This is a genomic window from Litoreibacter ascidiaceicola (assembly GCF_900129235.1).
GTDB lineage: Bacteria > Pseudomonadota > Alphaproteobacteria > Rhodobacterales > Rhodobacteraceae > Litoreibacter > Litoreibacter ascidiaceicola.
Window position 1 is genome coordinate 227,211 of record NZ_FQUV01000006.1, and the last position, 18,908, is coordinate 246,118.

Here is an 18,908-nt window from a genome sequence, read left to right on the forward strand (position 1 = left end):
CTCAGCCGTTTTGACGAGGCTCCGTGGTTTGTAAAAACTCGACGGTTCCGTCGGGCAGGATCGCGGCAGCAGTCAGGCAGCCAGTGGAATATCCACCAGTATCCACCGAAATGCGCCCGTCTTCGCAAATAGCGTTCTCCATGACGGTGTGCCCGTGCGCGACCCAGTGTCCGTCAGAGCGCGCCCGACTCAGGAACTCGGGGTGACCCCACAGTAGAACACGCGAAGACTGGTCGTCGATTGCGCGCCCCGGATCGGTTCCGGCATGGGTGATCATCAGATTTCCAGACCTGACCGACATCGGTAGGGAACGTACCCAATCTTCTACTTGGTCGCCCATTTGCGCGCGCAAAGCAGCGGCGATGGCCCCGGAGGTCGCGGGCCAATCAGCCTCGTCAGGAAGGTCGATACCGAAGCTGGCCAGCGTTTGCGCCGCACCGTTCCGGAACCACCTTGCATGCCTGGCTTCTGGAGCGTCAAGAAAGTCGAGCATCATCTGCTCGTGATTGCCAAGGATACAGGTTACGTTCTGCGGAAACTCGCTTGCCAACTCGTGCAGCCGCGTCAGGACGGCGGAGCTTGACGGTCCGCGGTCGACATAGTCGCCGACGAAGACCAACTTGGGATCGTTAAGATCCAACGAGCCGATAACATGGTCGATTTGCTCTAGAATATGTTCCAGCAAATCGAGCGTTCCGTGTAGGTCACCCACCACGAAATGGGCTGAGGTCGGGTTAGGCCGTGAGACGTTCCGCCCGTCAGAATGCTCCTGAGTGGCGGCTTTCTTGCCTTTGAAAAAAGAACGCAGCAGGTTCATTGGGCTACTCTCGGTTGGGTGCCTTACAGTTGGTGGCCTCAACGGCGAAATGCAAGCGAAACAGGGGCAACGGCACCAACTCGCGGAAAGTCGCACTTTTTTCGGGTTTGACCTGATCGTCAAATTGGCAGACGTAATATTGAACGCAGGGAGTACCCATCATGACAGCTAAGAAACGCACCGCACTGGTCACCGGATCGGCAGGGTTCATTGGCTACCATGTTGCGGCCCGTTTGCTGGCGGAGGGCTTCAAGGTCGTGGGCTTCGACGGCATGACGGATTACTATGATGTGACGCTGAAGCAGCGACGCCATCAGATGCTGTCCCAATCCCCGAATTTCACACCGATCGAAGGTTTGTTGGAAACGGACGGATTGGTCATGGGCATCATGTCTGACCACAAGCCGGACGTTGTTATCCATCTTGCCGCGCAAGCCGGTGTCCGGTGGTCCATCGAAAACCCGCGCGCTTATGTCGACGCCAATCTGATCGGGGCGTTCAATGTATTGGAGGCTGTGCGGGCGTATCCGTGTGAACATCTGTTGATGGCGTCCACGTCGTCGATCTACGGTGCAAATACCGTCATGCCTTATGAGGAAACCCACAAGGTCGACACTCAGATGAGCTTCTACGCCGCCACCAAAAAGGCGAATGAGGCAATGGCCCATTCCTATTCCCACCTGTACGACATGCCCGTGACGATGTTCCGCTTTTTCACGGTGTATGGTCCTTGGGGGCGGCCTGACATGGCGTTGTTCAAATTCACCAAGGCGATACTCGAAGGGACTTCGATTGACGTCTACAACCACGGCGATATGAGCCGCGATTTCACCTATATTGACGACTTGGTGGAAGGTATCCGGCTGCTGGTCGACACTCCCCCGGAACGCTCCGAAGGTAAGGTCGAGGACGGTGACAGCCTGTCACCCGTCGCCGCGTGGCGCGCCGTCAATATCGGCAATGGTGAGCCGGTTCAGTTGATGGCATTCATTGAGGCGATTGAAGCGGCGACGGGCCATGAAGCAAAGAAAAACTTCATGGATATGCAGCCCGGCGACGTGCCCGCAACATGGGCCGAGGCTGATCTACTAAAACGCCTGACGGGGTATCAGCCAAAAACCGATATGCGCACGGGTGTTGCCCGCTTTGTCGAATGGTATCGCGATTACTATCAGGTCTAGCCCGCTGCCTGCCATTCGCGGATGGCATCCAGCGGATAGAGCAGCATGATAATATTGAGCGCTAACCCGTCACGGATCGCCGCCATCACGACCACTTCGGCGATGATCACGATGGCGACGCTCACCCAAACAGGAACGCGCCGTGCGAGCCAGAAACCGGCCCACATCGCGATAATATCGAAGACCGAGTTCAAAACGCTGTCGCCGTAGTAATCCAGCGCAATCGTCACCTCGCGGTAGCGGTTGATGACGGCGTCGGTGTTCTCGAGAATTTCCCAAGCGGCTTCAATCAGGGTGGCGATGGCGAGGCGCCAGCCAATGTCGATGCGCCGCGCGACAAGCCATAACAGGAAGTAGAAGATGAACCCGTGCAGCAGATGCGAGGGCGTGTACCAGTCCGAGATATGCTGGGAGTTCTCGGAACTCATGGTCTCCAGATGCAGCAGCTTGATGTAGCCGCATTTGCACATCGGGACACGGCCCATCCAAAGCAGGATGAGTGCCGTGGCGACAAGGATGCCGAAGGTGATCCAGTAGGGAAGGTAACGCTTGCTCATGAAGCGCACGGAATCACGCAAGCGGTAGGGGTGTAAAGCCTTTTCTGTATCATGAACTTGCCCGCGCCACGGCGTCGTGCCACGGTCGCCTGATGAATTCTTTAGATATCTTTGCCCCGTTCTCTACGGCAGAACAGAAACTCATCGACGACGCGACAAACCCCGAGCGCACCAGCGTCGGGGATGGAAACTTGCCCAAGGCCGCTGACCCCGAACAGACCATCAGGGGCGAGTTAATCCGGCATTTGCTGTTGGGATTCGACGCGCTTCACGACAAGGGTATCCGCCTACGCGGGGCGTGGATCAGCGGGACGCTCGATTTGCAGGGATGCGATTGCGAGCGGGATATTTCGCTGTCGCATTGCCATCTGAGCAATCCGATCAATCTCGTTAATGCGCGTCTGCGCGGGCTGCATCTATCGGCGTGCTATCTGACCGGATTATCTGCCGACAACACGTCGTTTTCAGGGTCGGTTTATATCAGGGCAGGCACCATCGTCATGGGCGAGATTTCCATGGCGGGCGCGCGGATCAGCGGCGATCTGCAAATATGCGACGCGACCATCGAAAGCCCCACGCAAGACGCCATCTTCGCGCCGTCCTTGCGGGTGGAAGGCTCGGTATTTCTGGGCAACTATCCCTATGCCAACAGCGTGACAGAGCTGCACGCGACGGGGCTTTTGTTCTTTTCGTCGGCGCGGGTCGAGCACGATTTTTTCATCACCAACACCTCGATCAGCCTGCCGCAGAATGACGTCATTGCGGCCCCCGTTTTCGACCCCAGCGAGGAGCATGGCTACGGCATGGCATTGAGCCTCGCGCGGGCGCGGATTAACGGCATCCTGTATATGACCGACAACCATATCACGAAGGGCATGGTAAATCTGGCCGCCGCCGAAGTGGCGCGTTTCAGGGATGAACCTGTGGGGCCCGGGGCGGCCTATCCGATCAGGCTCGACGGGTTCCGCTACAGCGATTTTTCCCGCCATGTGGATACCAAGATCTCGGCGCGTCTGGACTGGCTGGCGCGCAAGCCTGATGACATGCCGTTCACCTCGCAACCCTACGAGCAGCTTGCGACCGTGCTGCAATCGCTAGGTCACCGCAAAGATGCCCGCTCGGTTCTGATGCGCAAGGAGCGCCTTTTGCGCGCGGAAGATCGTCGTCTGATGGCGGAGCGAGGAGTAACCGGTCCGCGACGAGCTTTGGCACGGGTGGCGGATGATTTTCTGCGGTGGAGCATCGGCTACGGCTACAGACCCGGCAGGGCCGTGGTGGTGGCTATCTTGATGATCGTCTCGCTTGGCGTGTTCTTCCAGCGGACTTGGGATGCGGGGGACATGGCCCCGAACGCGGCCCCTATTCTGGTGTCACAAGACTGGGTCTCCGCGACCCGGACGCATCCTGAAAACCCTGCGGTGTTCTGGTCCGCCCCCGGTCAGGGCGGGCAGGATTGGGAGACGTTCAACGCCTTCGCCTACGCCGCGGATGTCGTTATTCCACTGGTGAATTTCGGACAAGAGGGCGCTTGGGCGCCGTCCACCTCACGCTCCCCGCTGGGCAAGATCGCGTGGTGGGTGCGGTGGTTTGCCAAGTCCATCGGCTGGATCGTGGCAGCGCTGGGCGCGGGCGCGATCACGGGCTTGATCCGCAAGGATTAAACGCCAACGAAAAACGCCGCCACCCTAAAGGCAGCGGCGTTAAAATGCGTGGCGAGTGAAGATTATGCCACGTCGAAATGCAGTGTTTTCACCTGTCTGAACATGCCAGTATCCGTCAGTTTCTTGAGGACCGGTGCTGGTACGGGTTCATCGACATACAGCAGCGCAATCGCACCTTTGCCGGCGGATGAACGGCCCAATGTGAAGTTGGCGATGTTCACCCCGTTCTCGCCCATGGTCTGGCCCAACGTGCCGATGATGCCAGGGACATCTTCGTTGGTGGTATAGAGCATGTGCTCCCCGATCTCAGCGTCGATGTTGATGCCTTTGATCTGGATGAAGCGAGGTTTGCCGTCGGAGAACACAGTGCCTGCAATCGACCGCTCGCGTTTGTCGGTGACAACGGTCAGCTTGACATAGCCGTCAAATACACCGGATTTGTCCTGCGTCGTGGTCGAAATTTTTACACCACGCTCCTTCGCGATAACCTGCGCCGACACCATATTCACATCTGGATTGGTAGCCTTCATGATGCCTGCCACCGCAGCGCAATTCAGCGCCTCCAGATTCATTTGGGACACGTTGCCGTTATAGGTGATCTGGATTTCCTTCATCGCCTCGTCGGTCATCTGGCCGATGAACGCACCAAGGTGTTCGGACAATTTTACCCATGGTCCCATGACTTTAGCCTCTTCCGCCGTGACGGAGGGCATGTTCAGCGCATTGGAAACCGCACCGGTCAAAAGGTAGTCGGACATCTGCTCGGCCACTTGCAGGGCGACGTTCTCCTGTGCCTCCGTGGTGGCCGCACCTAGGTGCGGGGTTACGACGACGTTGGGCAGGTTGAACAGCGGGCTATCGGTTGCGGGCTCAACCTCGAACACGTCGAAGGCGGCACCTGCGACCTTGCCGGATTTCAGCGCGTCAGCCAGCGCGGCCTCGTCCACCAGACCGCCACGGGCGCAGTTGATGATGCGCACGCCGTCTTTCATCTTGGCGATGTTTTCCTTGGAAATCATGCCGCGTGTCTTGTCTGTTGCGGGCACGTGGAGCGTGATGAAATCGGAGCGTTTGAACAACTCGTCGAGCTCCACTTTGGTCACGTTCAGCTTCTCGGCGCGTTCCTCGGAGAGGAAGGGATCATACGCAATCACCTTCATTTTAAGGCCAACGCCGCGTTCGCAGACGATACCGCCAATGTTGCCCGCGCCGATGACACCAAGGGTTTTACCGGTCAGCTCTACCCCCATGAACTTTGATTTTTCCCACTTGCCTGCATGGGTGGACGCGGACGCCTCGGGGATTTGACGGGCCACGGCGAACATCATCGCGATGGCGTGTTCGGCGGTGGTGATCATGTTTCCGAACGGGGTGTTCATCACGATGATCCCCTTTTTCGACGCGGCAGGAATGTCGACATTGTCGACACCGATGCCAGCGCGGCCAATGACCTTCAGATTGGTTGCTGCGGCGATCACTTTCTCGGTCGCCTTGGTGGCGGACCGGATGGCGAGGCCGTCATATTGGTCGATGATCGACAGCAGCTTTTCCTTGTCTTTGCCAAGCTCTGGCATGAAGTCCACGTCGATGCCGCGGTCGCGGAAAATCTGGACGGCGGTCTCGGAGAGTTTGTCGGATACGAGTACTTTGGGGGCCATGATGGGCTCCTATATTTTGCGGTATGATTTACGTCGGCTTTGCGTCGGCAAAGCGTATGGCACGAAACGGGTTTAGGACTTGATCTCGGCCTCGAAGGCGTAGGCGAGCCACGGAAGCATTGCTTCGATGTCGGAGGTTTCGACCGTGGCACCGCACCAGATGCGCAGACCCGGAGGCGCGTCGCGGTAAGCACCGATGTCGAGCGCTACGTTTTCCGACTCCAGACGCTTGGCAATCGCCTTGGCAAATGCCGCGCCGTCGTTGATGCGGTCGTCGGTGAACTTCAGACACACGGAGGTGTTGGAGCGGGTCGCTGGGTCGGTGGCGAGGAAGTCGATCCAGTCATGCGCCGCGACGAAATCGGTGATTGCCGCGGTGTTGGCATCGGCCCGCGCGATAAGGCCTTTGAGACCGCCCACGGATTTCGCCCAGTCGAGCGCGAAGAGGTAATCCTCGACACACAGCATGGAGGGCGTGTTGATCGTGGCACCCGTGAATATGCCGTCGATCAGCTTGCCACCTTTGGTCAGGCGGAAGATTTTTGGCAGGGGCCACGCGGGTGTGTAGCTTTCCAGACGCTCCACGGCGCGGGGCGACAGGATCAGGACGCCATGCGCGCCTTCGCCGCCCAGCACTTTCTGCCAGCTGAAGGTGGTGACATCCAAACGGTCCCACGGAAGGTCCGTCGCGAAAGCGGCGGAGGTGGCGTCGCACAGGGTCAAACCGGCCCGTTCGGCTGGAATAGAGTCTCTCGACGAAACGCGCACGCCGGAGGTGGTGCCGTTCCATGTGAAGCAGACGTCGTTGTCGAAGTTCACTTTGGCGAAGTCGACGATCTCGCCGTAATCGGCGGTGGTGACTTTGGCGTCGATCTTCAACTGCTTGACCACGTCGGTGACCCAGCCAGCGCCGAAGGATTCCCATGCGAGCATTTCCACGGGGCGTTCGCCCAGCAGGTTCCACATGGCCATCTCATACGCGCCGGTGTCGGAGGCGGGCACGATGCCGATTTTGTAGTCGGCGGGGATGCCCAGCACCTCGCGGGTGGTCTCGATCGCGGCAAGCAGCTTGGCTTTGCCGACAGCGGCACGGTGCGAGCGACCCAGAGGGGCGTCGGACAGTTTATCGAGCGTGAAAGTGGGGGGTTTGGCACAGGGGCCGGAGGAAAAGCGTGGATTCGTCGGCTTGGTGGCCGGAGCTTTCGTAGTCATAATGTCTACCCTTACAGATATATTGCCTCTCGTTGGGGAGAGGTGTCCCACTGGCGTCACTACGGAAGGGCGCGGGCTTTCACAATAGAGAAAACGTCGCTATAGCGCCGCTTGAGTGATTATTTGCGACATGCTTCTCCACGATAGGAAACTTCCCAATGTTCGTAGCGACCCTTCTTTGCGATCCGTCCACCCCCAAACTGGACGCGGCTTTGCCTGTAAATCTGCGCAATGCGTGGGGCGGGGGGGATGTGATCTGGTTAATGCCGGATGTGGCGGCGGAGTTTGCTTTAGCGAGCGTTCCAGCGAATTTCGACGTGGTGTGGGAGGAGTGTCAGGCGCTGGGCGTGGATCTGGTGATCCAGCCGATGGAGGGGCGGCGCAAGAAGATGCTGCTGGCCGACATGGACAGCACGATGATCCAGCAGGAATGTATTGACGAATTGGCCGACGAGGCAGGCGTTGGCGCGCGTGTGGCGGATATTACGGCGCGGGCGATGAACGGGGAGCTGGATTTCGAGGCTGCTTTGAAAGAGCGTGTGGGGTTGCTGGAAGGGCTGGATTCCGGTGTAATAGAGACTGTTTTGGCGACACGGATCACCTATATGCCCGGAGGAAAAGAGCTGGTAGCGACGATGAAGGCCAATGGCGGCTATGCGGCGCTGGTGTCTGGCGGGTTTACGGCATTCACGGCCTCGGTCGCGGCGGCGCTGGGATTTGACGAGAACCGCGCGAATACATTGCTGGAAGAGGGTGGCAAGCTGACAGGGCAGGTGGCTATGCCGATTCTTGGGCGCGAGGCGAAGGTGCAGGCGTTGGAAGAAATCTCGACGCGGTTGAGGATTTCAGAGGCTGACGTGCTGGCCGTAGGAGACGGTGCCAATGATCTTGGCATGTTGCAACGTGCAGGCGCGGGCGTGGCGCTACACGCAAAACCGACGGTGCAGGCGCAGGCAAAGATACGGGTGAACCACGGGGATTTGACCGCGCTTCTGTTCCTGCAAGGCTACGCGGTGAGCGATTTCGCCTAGCGGCCTTTCCAGACCGGATCGCGCTTTTCAGCAAAAGCCTTTGCGCCCTCAAGCTGATCTTCGCTGGAATAGAGCCGTTTCACCGTCTCGAACTGGCTGCCGGTGATCTTGTCCATCGTGTCTTGGAACTTCTCGTCCTCGGCCTCGCGCACGATTTCTTTGATCGCGGCATAGACCAGCGGCGGGCCGGAGGCGAGCAGGCGGGCCATGTCCCACGCTTCCTCCATCAGCTTATCGGCGGGGTGGATGTGGTTAACGATGCCCCAGCCGCGCGCCTCCTCGGCGTCGAACCAGCGACCGGTGAACAGCAATTCCATGGCGATGTGGTAGGGGATGCGCTTTGGCAGCTTAACGGAGGCCGCGTCGGCGACGGTGCCGGAGCGGATTTCGGGCAGCGCGAAGGTGGCGTGATCGGCGGCGAGGATGATGTCGGCGGAAAGAGCCAGTTCCAGCCCGCCGCCACAGGCGATGCCGTTCACGGCGGCGATGACGGGCTTGTTGAGGTTGGGCAACTCCTGCAACCCGCCGAAGCCGCCGACGCCGTAGTCGCCGTCGACGGCGTCGCCATCGGCGGCAGCTTTCAGATCCCAGCCGGGGCAGAAAAACTTGTCGCCCGCGCCGGTGATTATAGCCACGCGCAGGTCGGGATCGTCGCGGAAATCGGCAAAGACATCGCCCATGATGCGGGAGGTCGCGAGGTCGATGGCGTTTGCCTTGGGGCGGTCGAGCGTGACTTCGAGAATGGTGCCTTCGCGGCGGGTTTTGATCGGGTTGGTCATGGGGTCCTCCGGATGAGTGCGTCTGCTGCGACGGCGCTGTCTGGGCCGCAGATGAGGGGGTTTACCTCGACCTCCGCCACTGCGCCGTCTTGGGCAATGACATAGGATTGGATGGCAAGGATTGCGTTGGTGATTGCGTCGATGTCGCAAGGGGCCGCACCGCGATAGCCGGTGAGCAAGGGATACATTCTAAGGCGTGTTAGAGCCTGTTTTATATCTTCCGGCGTGCTGGGGATCAGTACGGATTGGGTGTCGTTCAACAGCTCTGTCAGGATGCCGCCTGCGCCGATGGTTAACAGGTAGCCATGGGCGGGGTCTTGGGTGACGCCGACCAAAAGCTCCGCGCCTGCGTCGCACATTTCTTCGACGTGGAAGGAGGTGGCGTTGGTCATGCTGTCCATCGCGTCGCGCACCTCGGCGCGGGAATTGCAGTCGAGGATCACGCCGCCGACATCGGACTTGTGGGCCATGCCCTCGGCCTTGACCACAACGGGGAAGGTCAGCGCGTCGAGGCCGGTTGCGCTGTGGTTGGTCTGGATCGCGTTGGGGACCGACAGGCCGTGATGTGCGAGGGCGGCTTTGGCGTCGAACTCGGACAGGGTTTCGGTGTTCTCAGCCAGCGGGCGTTTGAGCACGGGCTCGGCGGAAGGTGTGTTTCGTGGGCTTGAAGCGGCCTCAACGGCGTTCAGGGCCTCGGCCAATCCGGCGAAGGGGATCACGTCGCCGTCCATAAGCTGCGTCGCGATGGCCTCGGGCATGAGTTCGGGGAGGGTGGCGACAACCGCGACGGGCTTGCCGGTGGCTTTGCGCATCCGCAGGGCGGCGTTGGTGGCGCAGGCCCAATCGGACGGGTCGCAGATATCGCCGCGCGGGTAGTCGAGGACCACTAGCGTCAGCGCGATATGCGGGGCGGCCATGGCGGACCACGCGGCGGTCATCGCGTCCTCGTCCCGCCAGATATAGGTGTGATAGTCGAGCGGGTTGGCGAGGGCGACCTTGGGGCCGAGGGCACTAAACAGGCTCTGTTTCTGCTCAGAAGTGAGTTTCGGGAAGCTCAGATCGTGATGCTCGGCCATGTCGGCGACCAGCGATGCCTCGCCGCCGGAACAACTGATGGAGGAGATCTGGTTGGAGGCGAGCGGCCCCGTGACGTGCAGCAGTTTGAGGGTCTCCAGAAAACTGGGCAGGTCGGGGGATCGCAGGATGCCAAGCCGGTCGAGGAACGCCTGCGCGGCGGTGTCGCCACCTGCAAGCGACGCGGTGTGGCTGATTGTAGCGGCCTGCGCGTGGGTGGATTTGCCGACTTTGAGCGCGACCAGGGGGACGGATTTGGCGTGCGCTTTGGCGGCGAGAGCCTCCCAATGGGTCAGGTCACCGAAGCCTTCTATATGCAGGCCGATAGCGGTGACGCGGGGATCGTCGAGTAGAGCCAAAGCGATATGCGCTTGTGTAGTCTGTGCCTGATTTCCAGCGGTGATCATGTAGCCGATGGGCAAGCCGCGCGTCTGCATCGTCATGTTGATCGAAATGTTGGAGGATTGCGTGAGGACCGCGACGCCACTTTCAAGGCGCTTGCAGCCGTGCTGGTCGGGCCAGACGGCGACGCCATCCAGCGCGTTGATGAAGCCGTAGCAGTTGGGACCGAGAATCGGCATGTCGCCTGCGGCCTTGAGCAAACGGGCCTGAGCGTCGGTGCCGGAAATGTCCTCGCCACTGGCCTCGGCGTAGCCGGAGGCGAAGCAGACCGCGCCGCCTGCGTCGAGCTTTCGCATACGTTCGACCGCGCCGATGGTCGCCTCGCGGTTGATGCCAATGAAGGCGGCGTCGGGGACTTCTGGAAGGTCAATTACGCTGGGATAGGCTCTGATTCCGGCGATTTCCTTCTTAACTGGATGGACGGCGTAGAGCGAGCCTTGATAGCCGAATTTCTTCGCTTGATGCAGCACGGCCTCGCCCCATGCCCCACCGCCGATGACGGCGAGGGATTTGGGGTTCAGGAGGCGCGACAGGTCAGGCACCGAGCGCCCTCAGCAGGTCGCGGCTGATGATGTGGCGCTGGATCTCGGAGGTGCCGTCCCAGATGCGTTCCACCCTTGCGTCGCGCCAGAACCGTTCCAGCGGGAAGTCGTCCATCAGGCCCATGCCACCGTGAATCTGGATCGCGGCATCGGTGACGCGGCCCAGCATCTCGGAGGCGTAAAGCTTGGCCGACGCGATTTCGCGGTTCGATGGCAGACCCTTGTCGAGTCTATCGGCGGCGGCGAGGGTGAGCAGGTCGGCGGCGTCAATCTCGGTGATCATGTCGGCGAGTTGAAAGCTGACGCCTTGGAACTTGCCAATTGGCTGGCCGAATTGTTCCCGCTCTGCGGCGTAGCTCAGCGCGTAGTCGAACACGCGGCGGGCACGGCCGACGGACATGGTGGCGACGGTGATGCGGGTTGCGTAGAGCCATGTGTTCATCACCTCGAAGCCGCCATCGACCTGCCCCAGAACCTGAGCGTCAGGCAGACGACAATCGTCGAAGTCGAGGATCATGTTCTTGTAGCCGCGATGCGACACGGATTTGTAGCCGCCGCGGATGGTGAAGCCGGGGGTGCCGCGATCGACCAGAAACGCGGTAATCCGCTTTTTAGGGCCTTTTGGCGTATCGTCTTCGCCGGTGGCGATGAAAACGATGAAGAAGTCGGCATGGTCAGCGCCGGAAATGAAATGCTTGGTGCCGTTCACCACCCAATCGCCGCCATCACGGACAGCGGCGCATTTCATGCCGCGTATGTCGGAGCCGGCGCCGGGTTCCGTCATAGCGAGGGCGTCCATGCGTTCCCCGCGCACGGCGGGCATAAGGTAGCGTTCCTTCTGGTCGCCTTCGCAGGCCATCAGGATGTTCTGCGGTCGGCCAAAGAAATGGTTGAGCGCCATGGAGCCGCGGCCCAATTCACGCTCGACGAGCGCAAAATCAAGGTGGCTGAGACCTGCGCAACCGACGCTTTCGGGGAAGTTGCAGGCGTAAAATCCTAGGTTTAGGGTCTTTTGCTTGATGTCTTGCGCGATCTCGTGCGGCACCTCGCCTGTGCGTTCCACCAGTTCTTCATGCGGGTAGATTTCCTTTTCCACGAAGCTGCGGACGGTGGAGACGATCATCTCCTGCTCTTCGGTCAGTCCATATTGCATCAAGTCGCGTAATCCGGTTGTTCTGTGTCGAGGATGGCCTTGAGTTCGGCCAAGTGGCGGATGTCTTGTTCGGGGTAGTTTTCGATTTCATCGGCGGTTTTTGCGGCGATGTCGTCGGGTAGGATCGACAGCGGGCGGCCTGTTTGCAGGGCGCGGATGTAGACCTCGCAGGCGCGTTCGAAGAAATACATGCGGTTGAAGGTGTCGGCCACAGTGTCGCCGATGACCATGATGCCGTGGTTGCCCATGATCATGACCTTCTTTTTGGGGTCGGTGAACAGCTGGGCGCAGCGCTCGCCCTCTTCCTCGAAGGCCAGCCCGCCGTAGCTGTCATCGACCACCTGACGGTCGTAAAACATGGCGGCGTTTTGATCGAGCGGGGGGAGGATTTTGTCCTCCAGACAGGCAAGGACCGTGGCGTGGATGGAGTGGATGTGCATCGCGCATCGGGCGTGCGGGCAGTGGCGGTGAAGCCCGCCATGCAGGCCCCAAGCGGTCGGATCGGGCGCGTTAGGGCCTTTTAGCGTGTCCGGATCATTGGCGTCGATCACCAGCATGTCGGAGGCCTTGATCCGCGAGAAATGCACCTGATTGGGGTTCATCAAGAACTTGGTGCCGTCGTCGTTAATGGCGAAGGAGAAGTGGTTGGACACGCCTTCATGCATGTTCAGTCGCGCGGTCCAGCGGAAGGCGGCGGCGAGGTCGACCCGCTCCGCCCAGTGTTCGATATTTGCGTGTGTTCCGTCCATGTCATGCTCCTTTCACTTTGGGCAAGTAAGGCATTTTGGGCGCGATATGACTAGCGATTTTGCGACTTGCACCCGTGGGCAAAGTCTGGACAATTGGAACATGGAACACCAACCCCTCAAATCATGGGCCGACAGCGCTGCAACCTTGGTTGCCGTTGCGGCTGGTCGTGCGCCTGCGGATATGGTTCTGCGTGGCGGGAAAGTCGTGAACGTGCATACGCGGGAGGTGCTGGACGGCTGGCAGGTTGCCATCAGCGCCGGGCGGTTCGCCTATGTCGGGCCGGATGCCACGCATTGCATCGGGCCGGATACAGATGTGATTGAGTTGGGCGGGCGCTACCTGATTCCGGGGCTGTGCGACGGGCATATGCATATTGAATCGGGGATGCTGACCCCTGCGGAGTTTGCCAGCGCGGTGATCCCGCATGGCACCACGACGATGTTCACCGACCCGCACGAGATTGCCAATGTGCTAGGGCTTCGGGGTGTGAAGCTTATGCATGATGAGGCTCTGATCCAGCCCATTTCGATCTATACGCAGATGCCAAGCTGCGCGCCCTCCGCGCCCGGTTTGGAAACCACGGGGTATGAGATTGGCCCCGATGACGTGGCCGAGGCGATGACATGGCCGGGGATTATCGGGCTTGGAGAGATGATGAACTTCCCTGGCGTAGTGAATGGCAGCCAGCAGATGTTGGCAGAGATCGCGGCGACGCAGAATGCGGGGAAAACTGTGGGCGGGCATTATGCCTCGCCTGATTTGGGGCCTGACTTTCATGCTTATGCGGCGGGTGGCCCTGCGGATGATCATGAAGGCACCTGCGAGGCGGACGCGATTGCGCGGGTGCGGCAGGGGATGCGGTCGATGATGCGTCTGGGCAGCGCGTGGTATGACGTGGAGACGCAGATCACGGCGGTGACGAAAAAGGGTCTGGATTCGCGGAATTTCATCTTGTGCACGGATGATTGCCATTCCGGCACCTTGATGAATGACGGGCATATGAATCGCGTTGTGCGTCATGCGATTGAATGCGGCTGCGATCCGCTGGTGGCGTTGCAGATGGCGACGATCAACACCGCAACACATTTCGGGGTGGAGCGGGAATTGGGCTCCATCGCGCCGGGGCGGCGGGCTGATTTGATTGTGACGTCTGACCTGCGGGAGTTGCCGATTGAGCGGGTGATCGCGCAGGGGCGGACCGTGGCGGAGGGGGGCGAGATTTCCGTGACCTGCCCGCATCTGGACTGGCCGGAGGATGTGCGGCAGACGGTGCATTTGGGGCGTGAATTAAGCACGGCTGACTTCGAGATTAGGGCACCTGACGGGGCGAAGACCGTCACGGCCAAGGTGATTGGTGTGGTCGAAAACCAAGCGCCAACGGAAGCCCTGAAACGCACGATAGTGGTGAAACAGGGTCTATTAAAGCCTGAAGATGCTGTTTGCCAAATTGCTTTGGTCGAACGGCACCGAGGCACCGGCGAGGTGGTCAACGCATTGGTTGAAGGCTTCGGGTATGAGGGCAAGATGGCGATGGCGTCGACCGTGGCGCATGACAGCCACCACATGATCGTCGTCGGCACCGACCGCGCGCAGATGGCGCTGGCGGCGAACCGCTTGGCGGAGGTCGGCGGCGGGGTCACCGTCTGGAAAGACGGCGAAGAACTGGCCTTGGTCGAACTGCCGATTGCCGGGCTTATGTCTGACCGCCCCGCCAAGGAAGTTGCCGCCAAGGCCGACAAAATGGTCGCTGCCATGCAGGCCTGCGGCTGCACATTGAACAACGCGTATATGCAGCATTCGTTGCTTGCGCTCGTGGTCATTCCATCGCTTCGGATATCCGATTTGGGGTTGGTGGACGTGACCAAATTTGAACTGACAGAATTGATAGAGGAAACTCAATGAACGGCACCGATGCCAATCTACCCATTCGCACGCCTGATACCCCGCCCGCGGAACTTTTCAGCGACCCGAAGGCCGCAGTTCAACGCTTGTGTGAGCTATATGAGAAGGCGGCCTCTTTCCTGATCGAACGGTTTCGCGACAGCCTTGAGGGCAATCCGCCCGCCGAACGCTACCGCGCTTTTTATCCGGAAATCACGATCACGACGCAGAGCTTCGCCAAGATTGACAGCCGTTTGAGCTTTGGCCACGTTGCCAAGCCCGGAGTCTATTCGACCACTGTGACACGACCAGACCTGTTTCAATATTATCTGGAACAACAGATTCAACTGTTGGTCGACAATCACGGGGTTTCGGTGGAAATCGGCGTGTCTACGACCCCGATGCCGATGCACTTCGCCGTGGCGAACGCGACCGACCTGACGGTGCCGCAAGACGGGGCGATGGATTTCACTTTGCGTGATGTGTTCGACGTGCCAGATTTGGCGACGACCAATGATGATATTGTGAACGGCACGCTCAAAGAGATGGCGGATTTTCCCGCGCCGCTGGCACCCTTTACGGCGCAGCGCATCGACTATTCACTGGCGCGCTTGTCGCATTATACGGCGACGGCGGCGGAGCATTTCCAGAACCACGTTTTGTTCACGAACTACCAATTCTACGTTGAGGAGTTCGAAGCCTACGCGCGACAGATGTTGGCCGACCCCGACAGCGGGTACACGGCTTTCGTGAGCACGGGGAACCACGTGCTGACAGAGGCCGATGGAGTCATTCCTACGACCGAGAAAACGCCGCAGATGCCGACCTATCATCTGAAGCGCAAGCATGGCTCTGGCATCACTTTGGTGAATATCGGGGTCGGGCCGTCTAATGCCAAAACAGCGACGGATCATATCGCGGTATTGCGCCCACATGCGTGGTTGATGGTGGGGCATTGCGCGGGCTTACGGAACTCTCAAAGTCTGGGTGATTTCGTGCTGGCGCATGCCTATCTGCGCGAGGATCACGTGCTGGACGATGACCTGCCTGTTTGGGTGCCAATTCCGGCGCTGGCGGAGATCCAGATCGCCTTGGAGAAGAGCGTGGCCGAGATTACGCAATTTGAAGGGTTCGATTTGAAGCGGATCATGCGGACGGGGACGGTGGCGACGATTGATAATCGTAACTGGGAGTTGCGCGACCAGTCCGGTCCGGTTCAGCGGTTAAGCCAGTCCCGCGCGATTGCGTTGGATATGGAGAGCGCGACGATTGCTGCCAACGGGTTCCGGTTTCGCGTGCCCTATGGGACGTTGCTATGTGTGTCCGACAAGCCGCTGCATGGGGAGTTGAAGCTGCCCGGCATGGCCTCTGACTTCTATAAAACGCAGGTTTCGCGACACCTTTTGATCGGAATTCGCGCGATGGAGCATCTGCGAGAAATGCCGTTAGAGCGGCTCCATTCGCGGAAATTACGCAGTTTTGCGGAAACTGCGTTCCTTTGACCCTAGGTAAACTGCGAAAAAACGTGAAAAAGAAGGGGTTTTTGCACACTAATTGTTGTGCGACCCCTCAATATTCAGTTAGGTTCTCGCGATAACACCCCAAAGGTGGGGCAATAGAGAGGGAGCAGAGCTCATGGCAACGAAACCTATGACCAAAACACAATTGGTCGCAGCATTGGCTGAAGAAGCAGGCACCGACAAGAAGGGCGCAGCTGCTTCCTTGGACGGTCTGATCGCAATCATCACCCGCGAAGTATCTGGCGGTGGCGCAGTGACCCTGCCCGGCGTTGGCAAAATCTACTGCCGCGAACGTCCGGCACGTATGGTTCGCAACCCCGCCACTGGCGAGCAAATTTCTAAAGACGCTGACAAGGTGGTCAAAATGACTATCGCGAAAGCTCTGAAAGACAGCGTAAACGGCTAATCGCCAGCTACGGTTTCAGATTTAGGGGTCGCCTTCGGGCGGCCCTTTTCTTTTGCGCCTAATCGCGTGAAAGTGCCGCGAAACAGGCAAGGATTTCGGCGTGGATTTTAGAGCGATTTTGATGGGGCTGGCCTTTGCCCTGATGTGGTCCAGCGCCTTCACCTCGGCGCGGATTATCGTGGCAGATGCCCCGCCGCTCTATTCGCTGAGTTTGCGGTTTTTGATTTCGGGATTGCTTGGCATTTTGATTGCCAAGATGCTGGGGCAAACGTGGAAGTTGACCCGTGCGCAATGGCGGGCGACGTGGATTTTTGGGATTTGCCAGAATGCGCTGTATTTGGGTCTGAACTTCGTCGCCATGCAATGGATCGAGGCGTCGCTTGCGGCGATCATTGCATCGACCATGCCACTGCTGGTGGCATTGGTGGGATGGCTTGTGTTCAAGGACCGCGTGCCATTGATAGGCATGATCGGATTAGTCGCGGGGATCGCGGGCGTTGTGCTGATCATGGGCAGCCGGATCAGTGGCGGCGTCGATGTTTTGGGCGTCGTGTTCTGCTTGATCGGGGCCATGGCGCTGACCTTTGCGACCTTGTCGGTGAAAGGTGCCGCATCAGGCGGGAACGTGTTGATGATCGTCGGGCTGCAAATGCTGGTCGGATCGGCCTGCCTGTTTGCCGTCGCGGTGCCGTTGGAGACATGGGATGTGACCCTGAGCCCGACATGGATCGCGGCCTTCGTTTACACAACGTTGGTGCCCGGGCTTTTGGCGACATGGGTCTGGTTCATGCTGGTAGGCCGCGTCGGGGCAGTGAAAGCGTCAACCTTCCACTTCCTCAACCCCGTCTTTGGTGTCGGGATCGCGGCTGTGCTGCTTGGCGAGAGCATCGGCATGACCGACCTGATCGGCGTGTTGATTATCGCCGGTGGCATCCTTGCGGTGCAACTGGCGAAGCAAAAGATAATTTAGCCAATTTTGCCTTGGTTCGAGCCGATCTGGCCACGGTGCAACAGCATGTGGTCAAGGATCACGCAGGCCATCATCGCTTCGCCCACCGGAACGGCGCGGATGCCGACACAAGGGTCATGGCGGCCTTTGGTAATAATCTCGGTGTTCTCGCCCGATTTGGTGATGGTCTTGCGCGCGGTCAGGATGGAGCTGGTGGGCTTCACTGCGAAGCGCACGACGATGTCCTGCCCCGTGGAAATGCCGCCCAAAATGCCGCCTGCGTGGTTTGAACTGAAGACAGGGCCATCAGGCCCCATGCTGATCTCGTCCGCGTTGGCCTCGCCGGTGAGCATGGCGGCTTGCATCCCTGCGCCGATTTCCACACCTTTGACCGCGTTGATCGACATCATTGCAGCGGACAAATCAGTGTCTAATTTGGCATAAACGGGTGCGCCAAGCCCTGCGGGGGCATGTTGGGCGACGACCTCGATCATAGCACCAACCGAGCTGCCGGATTTGCGCAGCCCATCCAGATAGTCAGCCCAAGTCGCGGCGGCGTCGGCGTCAGGCACCCAGAACGGGTTCTGGTCGATCTGGTCCATATCGCGCTTGTCGGCCTTATGCTCGCCCATCTGCACCATGAATCCGGTGATCTTCAGGTTGGGGGCCAGCATCTTGATCGCTTCCCGCGCCACGCCACCTGCCGCCACACGCGCCGCGGTTTCGCGGGCAGAGGACCGCCCGCCGCCGCGATAATCGCGGATGCCGTATTTGGTCCAGTAGGTGATGTCAGCATGGCCGGGGCGGAATTTTTCGACGATATCGCCATAATCCTTGGAGCGTTGGTCAGTGTTCTCGATCATCAACTGGATCGGCGTGCCAGTCGTGACGCCCTCGAACACGCCGGACAGGATGCGCACCTCGTCCGCTTCGCGGCGCTGGGTGGTGTATTTATTCTGACCGGGTTTGCGCTTGTCGAGCCAGACTTGGATCATCTCCGCCGTCAAAGGAACGCCGGGGGGGCAGCCGTCGACGGTCGCGCCAAGCGCCGGCCCGTGGCTTTCGCCCCAGGTGGTCACGCGGAAAAGATGGCCAAAGCTGTTCATCGACATGGGGCGTCTCCCTTTTGAAAGAGGTCTAGCGAGGCCCTGCGTCACCCTCAAGACCTTTCGCCTTGCCGATGTGGGGGATGGGGCTTAGATATCACGATACCTCGGGGGGCCATCACTGGCTGAGATAGCGCAAGCTGACCCGTTGAACCTGAACCGGTTAAGACCGGCGGAGGGAAGGTTTGAGATGCTCTCACTCCCCCACTCCGTCCGTCGTTTTGGAGGA

16 protein-coding genes and 1 riboswitch are annotated in these 18,908 nt (G+C 59.6%); of the genes, 7 read left to right on the plus strand and 9 right to left on the minus strand.

What is annotated here, in order from left to right; genetic code table 11:
- Position 1 precedes the first annotated feature (1 nt).
- Entirely contained in the window at positions 2 to 817 is an 816-nt protein-coding gene (locus BUB72_RS13915; RefSeq protein WP_083588682.1) for a metallophosphoesterase family protein, read from the minus strand.
- Positions 818 to 978: 161 nt separating this feature from the next.
- Between BUB72_RS13915 and BUB72_RS13920 the strand changes: the two genes are divergently transcribed.
- Positions 979 to 1,998, plus strand: a complete 1,020-nt coding sequence (locus BUB72_RS13920; RefSeq protein ID WP_073144861.1) for an NAD-dependent epimerase/dehydratase family protein — start codon at positions 979 to 981, stop codon at positions 1,996 to 1,998.
- Here BUB72_RS13920 and BUB72_RS13925 read toward each other — a convergent pair.
- Positions 1,995 to 2,555 (minus strand): DUF2585 domain-containing protein, encoded by a 561-nt coding sequence (locus BUB72_RS13925; protein ID WP_073144960.1) that lies wholly within the window; start codon positions 2,553 to 2,555, stop codon positions 1,995 to 1,997. The two genes, BUB72_RS13920 and BUB72_RS13925, sit on opposite strands and share 4 nt — an antisense overlap.
- Before the next feature lie 92 nt (positions 2,556 to 2,647).
- Here BUB72_RS13925 and BUB72_RS13930 point away from each other — a divergent pair, with 92 nt between their 5' ends.
- Positions 2,648 to 4,216 carry a hypothetical protein gene (locus BUB72_RS13930; RefSeq protein ID WP_073144863.1) on the plus strand — a complete coding sequence of 523 codons (1,569 nt, stop codon included), beginning with the start codon at positions 2,648 to 2,650 and terminating at the stop codon, positions 4,214 to 4,216.
- 62 nt (positions 4,217 to 4,278) lie between these two features.
- Here the strand turns inward: BUB72_RS13930 and serA are convergent, their stop codons facing one another.
- Together serA and BUB72_RS13940 are read right to left on the minus strand one after the other, a co-directional pair.
- The gene (serA, locus tag BUB72_RS13935) at positions 4,279 to 5,874 is read right to left on the minus strand and encodes a phosphoglycerate dehydrogenase (protein WP_073144866.1); all 1,596 of its coding nucleotides are present in this window, start codon (positions 5,872 to 5,874) and stop codon (positions 4,279 to 4,281) included.
- Between the two features lie 72 nt (positions 5,875 to 5,946).
- Positions 5,947 to 7,086, minus strand: coding sequence for a phosphoserine transaminase (locus tag BUB72_RS13940; protein ID WP_073144868.1), 1,140 nt, complete (start codon positions 7,084 to 7,086; stop codon positions 5,947 to 5,949).
- A 158-nt stretch (positions 7,087 to 7,244) separates the two neighbouring features.
- Here BUB72_RS13940 and serB point away from each other — a divergent pair, with 158 nt between their 5' ends.
- Positions 7,245 to 8,117 carry a phosphoserine phosphatase SerB gene (gene serB / locus BUB72_RS13945; RefSeq protein ID WP_073144869.1) on the plus strand — a complete coding sequence of 291 codons (873 nt, stop codon included), beginning with the start codon at positions 7,245 to 7,247 and terminating at the stop codon, positions 8,115 to 8,117.
- Here serB and BUB72_RS13950 read toward each other — a convergent pair.
- The 4 genes from BUB72_RS13950 to BUB72_RS13965 are packed head-to-tail and all read right to left on the minus strand — an operon-like array spanning position 8,114 to position 12,816.
- Positions 8,114 to 8,896 (minus strand): carnitinyl-CoA dehydratase, encoded by a 783-nt coding sequence (locus tag BUB72_RS13950; protein WP_073144871.1) that lies wholly within the window; start codon positions 8,894 to 8,896, stop codon positions 8,114 to 8,116. The genes serB and BUB72_RS13950 overlap by 4 nt on opposite strands.
- Positions 8,893 to 10,914 (minus strand): acetate--CoA ligase family protein, encoded by a 2,022-nt coding sequence (locus BUB72_RS13955; protein WP_073144873.1) that lies wholly within the window; start codon positions 10,912 to 10,914, stop codon positions 8,893 to 8,895. Before BUB72_RS13955 ends, BUB72_RS13950 begins: the two co-directional genes overlap by 4 nt.
- Positions 10,907 to 12,067 (minus strand): acyl-CoA dehydrogenase family protein, encoded by a 1,161-nt coding sequence (locus BUB72_RS13960; RefSeq protein WP_073144875.1) that lies wholly within the window; start codon positions 12,065 to 12,067, stop codon positions 10,907 to 10,909. The genes BUB72_RS13955 and BUB72_RS13960 overlap by 8 nt, the downstream gene beginning before the upstream one ends.
- A complete protein-coding gene (locus BUB72_RS13965) occupies positions 12,067 to 12,816 on the minus strand; it encodes a class II aldolase and adducin N-terminal domain-containing protein (RefSeq protein WP_021102794.1) in 750 nt (249 codons plus the stop codon). The genes BUB72_RS13960 and BUB72_RS13965 overlap by 1 nt, the downstream gene beginning before the upstream one ends.
- Positions 12,817 to 12,916: 100 nt before the next feature.
- On the opposite strand from BUB72_RS13965, the gene ade reads away from it, so the two are divergent.
- From ade to BUB72_RS13985, 4 genes are all read left to right on the plus strand, one after another.
- Entirely contained in the window at positions 12,917 to 14,719 is a 1,803-nt protein-coding gene (gene ade / locus BUB72_RS13970; protein ID WP_073144963.1) for an adenine deaminase, read from the plus strand.
- Complete coding sequence (locus tag BUB72_RS13975) at positions 14,716 to 16,200, plus strand: AMP nucleosidase (RefSeq protein ID WP_073144878.1); 1,485 nt, start codon at positions 14,716 to 14,718, stop codon at positions 16,198 to 16,200. The genes ade and BUB72_RS13975 overlap by 4 nt, the downstream gene beginning before the upstream one ends.
- 133 nt (positions 16,201 to 16,333) lie before the next feature.
- Positions 16,334 to 16,624, plus strand: coding sequence for an HU family DNA-binding protein (locus BUB72_RS13980; protein ID WP_073144880.1), 291 nt, complete (start codon positions 16,334 to 16,336; stop codon positions 16,622 to 16,624).
- 100 nt (positions 16,625 to 16,724) lie between these two features.
- Positions 16,725 to 17,594: a DMT family transporter gene (locus BUB72_RS13985; protein ID WP_073144883.1), complete on the plus strand. Its 870-nt coding sequence runs from the start codon at positions 16,725 to 16,727 to the stop codon at positions 17,592 to 17,594.
- On the opposite strand, the gene aroC is transcribed toward BUB72_RS13985, so the two are convergent.
- The gene (gene aroC / locus BUB72_RS13990; RefSeq protein WP_073144885.1) at positions 17,591 to 18,685 is read right to left on the minus strand and encodes a chorismate synthase; all 1,095 of its coding nucleotides are present in this window, start codon (positions 18,683 to 18,685) and stop codon (positions 17,591 to 17,593) included. The two genes, BUB72_RS13985 and aroC, sit on opposite strands and share 4 nt — an antisense overlap.
- Before the next feature lie 92 nt (positions 18,686 to 18,777).
- Positions 18,778 to 18,877: riboswitch (TPP riboswitch) on the plus strand.
- Positions 18,878 to 18,908 lie beyond the last annotated feature (31 nt).

Coding starts and splice junctions, on each gene's coding strand:
- BUB72_RS13915 (WP_083588682.1), bottom strand. CDS start 817: ATGAACCTGCTGCGTTCTTTTTTCAAAGGCAAGAAAGCCGCCACTCAG.
- BUB72_RS13920 (WP_073144861.1), top strand. CDS start 979: ATGACAGCTAAGAAACGCACCGCACTGGTCACCGGATCGGCAGGGTTC.
- BUB72_RS13925 (WP_073144960.1), bottom strand. CDS start 2,555: ATGAGCAAGCGTTACCTTCCCTACTGGATCACCTTCGGCATCCTTGTC.
- BUB72_RS13930 (WP_073144863.1), top strand. CDS start 2,648: ATGAATTCTTTAGATATCTTTGCCCCGTTCTCTACGGCAGAACAGAAA.
- serA (WP_073144866.1), bottom strand. CDS start 5,874: ATGGCCCCCAAAGTACTCGTATCCGACAAACTCTCCGAGACCGCCGTC.
- BUB72_RS13940 (WP_073144868.1), bottom strand. CDS start 7,086: ATGACTACGAAAGCTCCGGCCACCAAGCCGACGAATCCACGCTTTTCC.
- serB (WP_073144869.1), top strand. CDS start 7,245: ATGTTCGTAGCGACCCTTCTTTGCGATCCGTCCACCCCCAAACTGGAC.
- BUB72_RS13950 (WP_073144871.1), bottom strand. CDS start 8,896: ATGACCAACCCGATCAAAACCCGCCGCGAAGGCACCATTCTCGAAGTC.
- BUB72_RS13960 (WP_073144875.1), bottom strand. CDS start 12,067: ATGCAATATGGACTGACCGAAGAGCAGGAGATGATCGTCTCCACCGTC.
- BUB72_RS13965 (WP_021102794.1), bottom strand. CDS start 12,816: ATGGACGGAACACACGCAAATATCGAACACTGGGCGGAGCGGGTCGAC.
- ade (WP_073144963.1), top strand. CDS start 12,917: ATGGAACACCAACCCCTCAAATCATGGGCCGACAGCGCTGCAACCTTG.
- BUB72_RS13975 (WP_073144878.1), top strand. CDS start 14,716: ATGAACGGCACCGATGCCAATCTACCCATTCGCACGCCTGATACCCCG.
- BUB72_RS13980 (WP_073144880.1), top strand. CDS start 16,334: ATGGCAACGAAACCTATGACCAAAACACAATTGGTCGCAGCATTGGCT.
- aroC (WP_073144885.1), bottom strand. CDS start 18,685: ATGTCGATGAACAGCTTTGGCCATCTTTTCCGCGTGACCACCTGGGGC.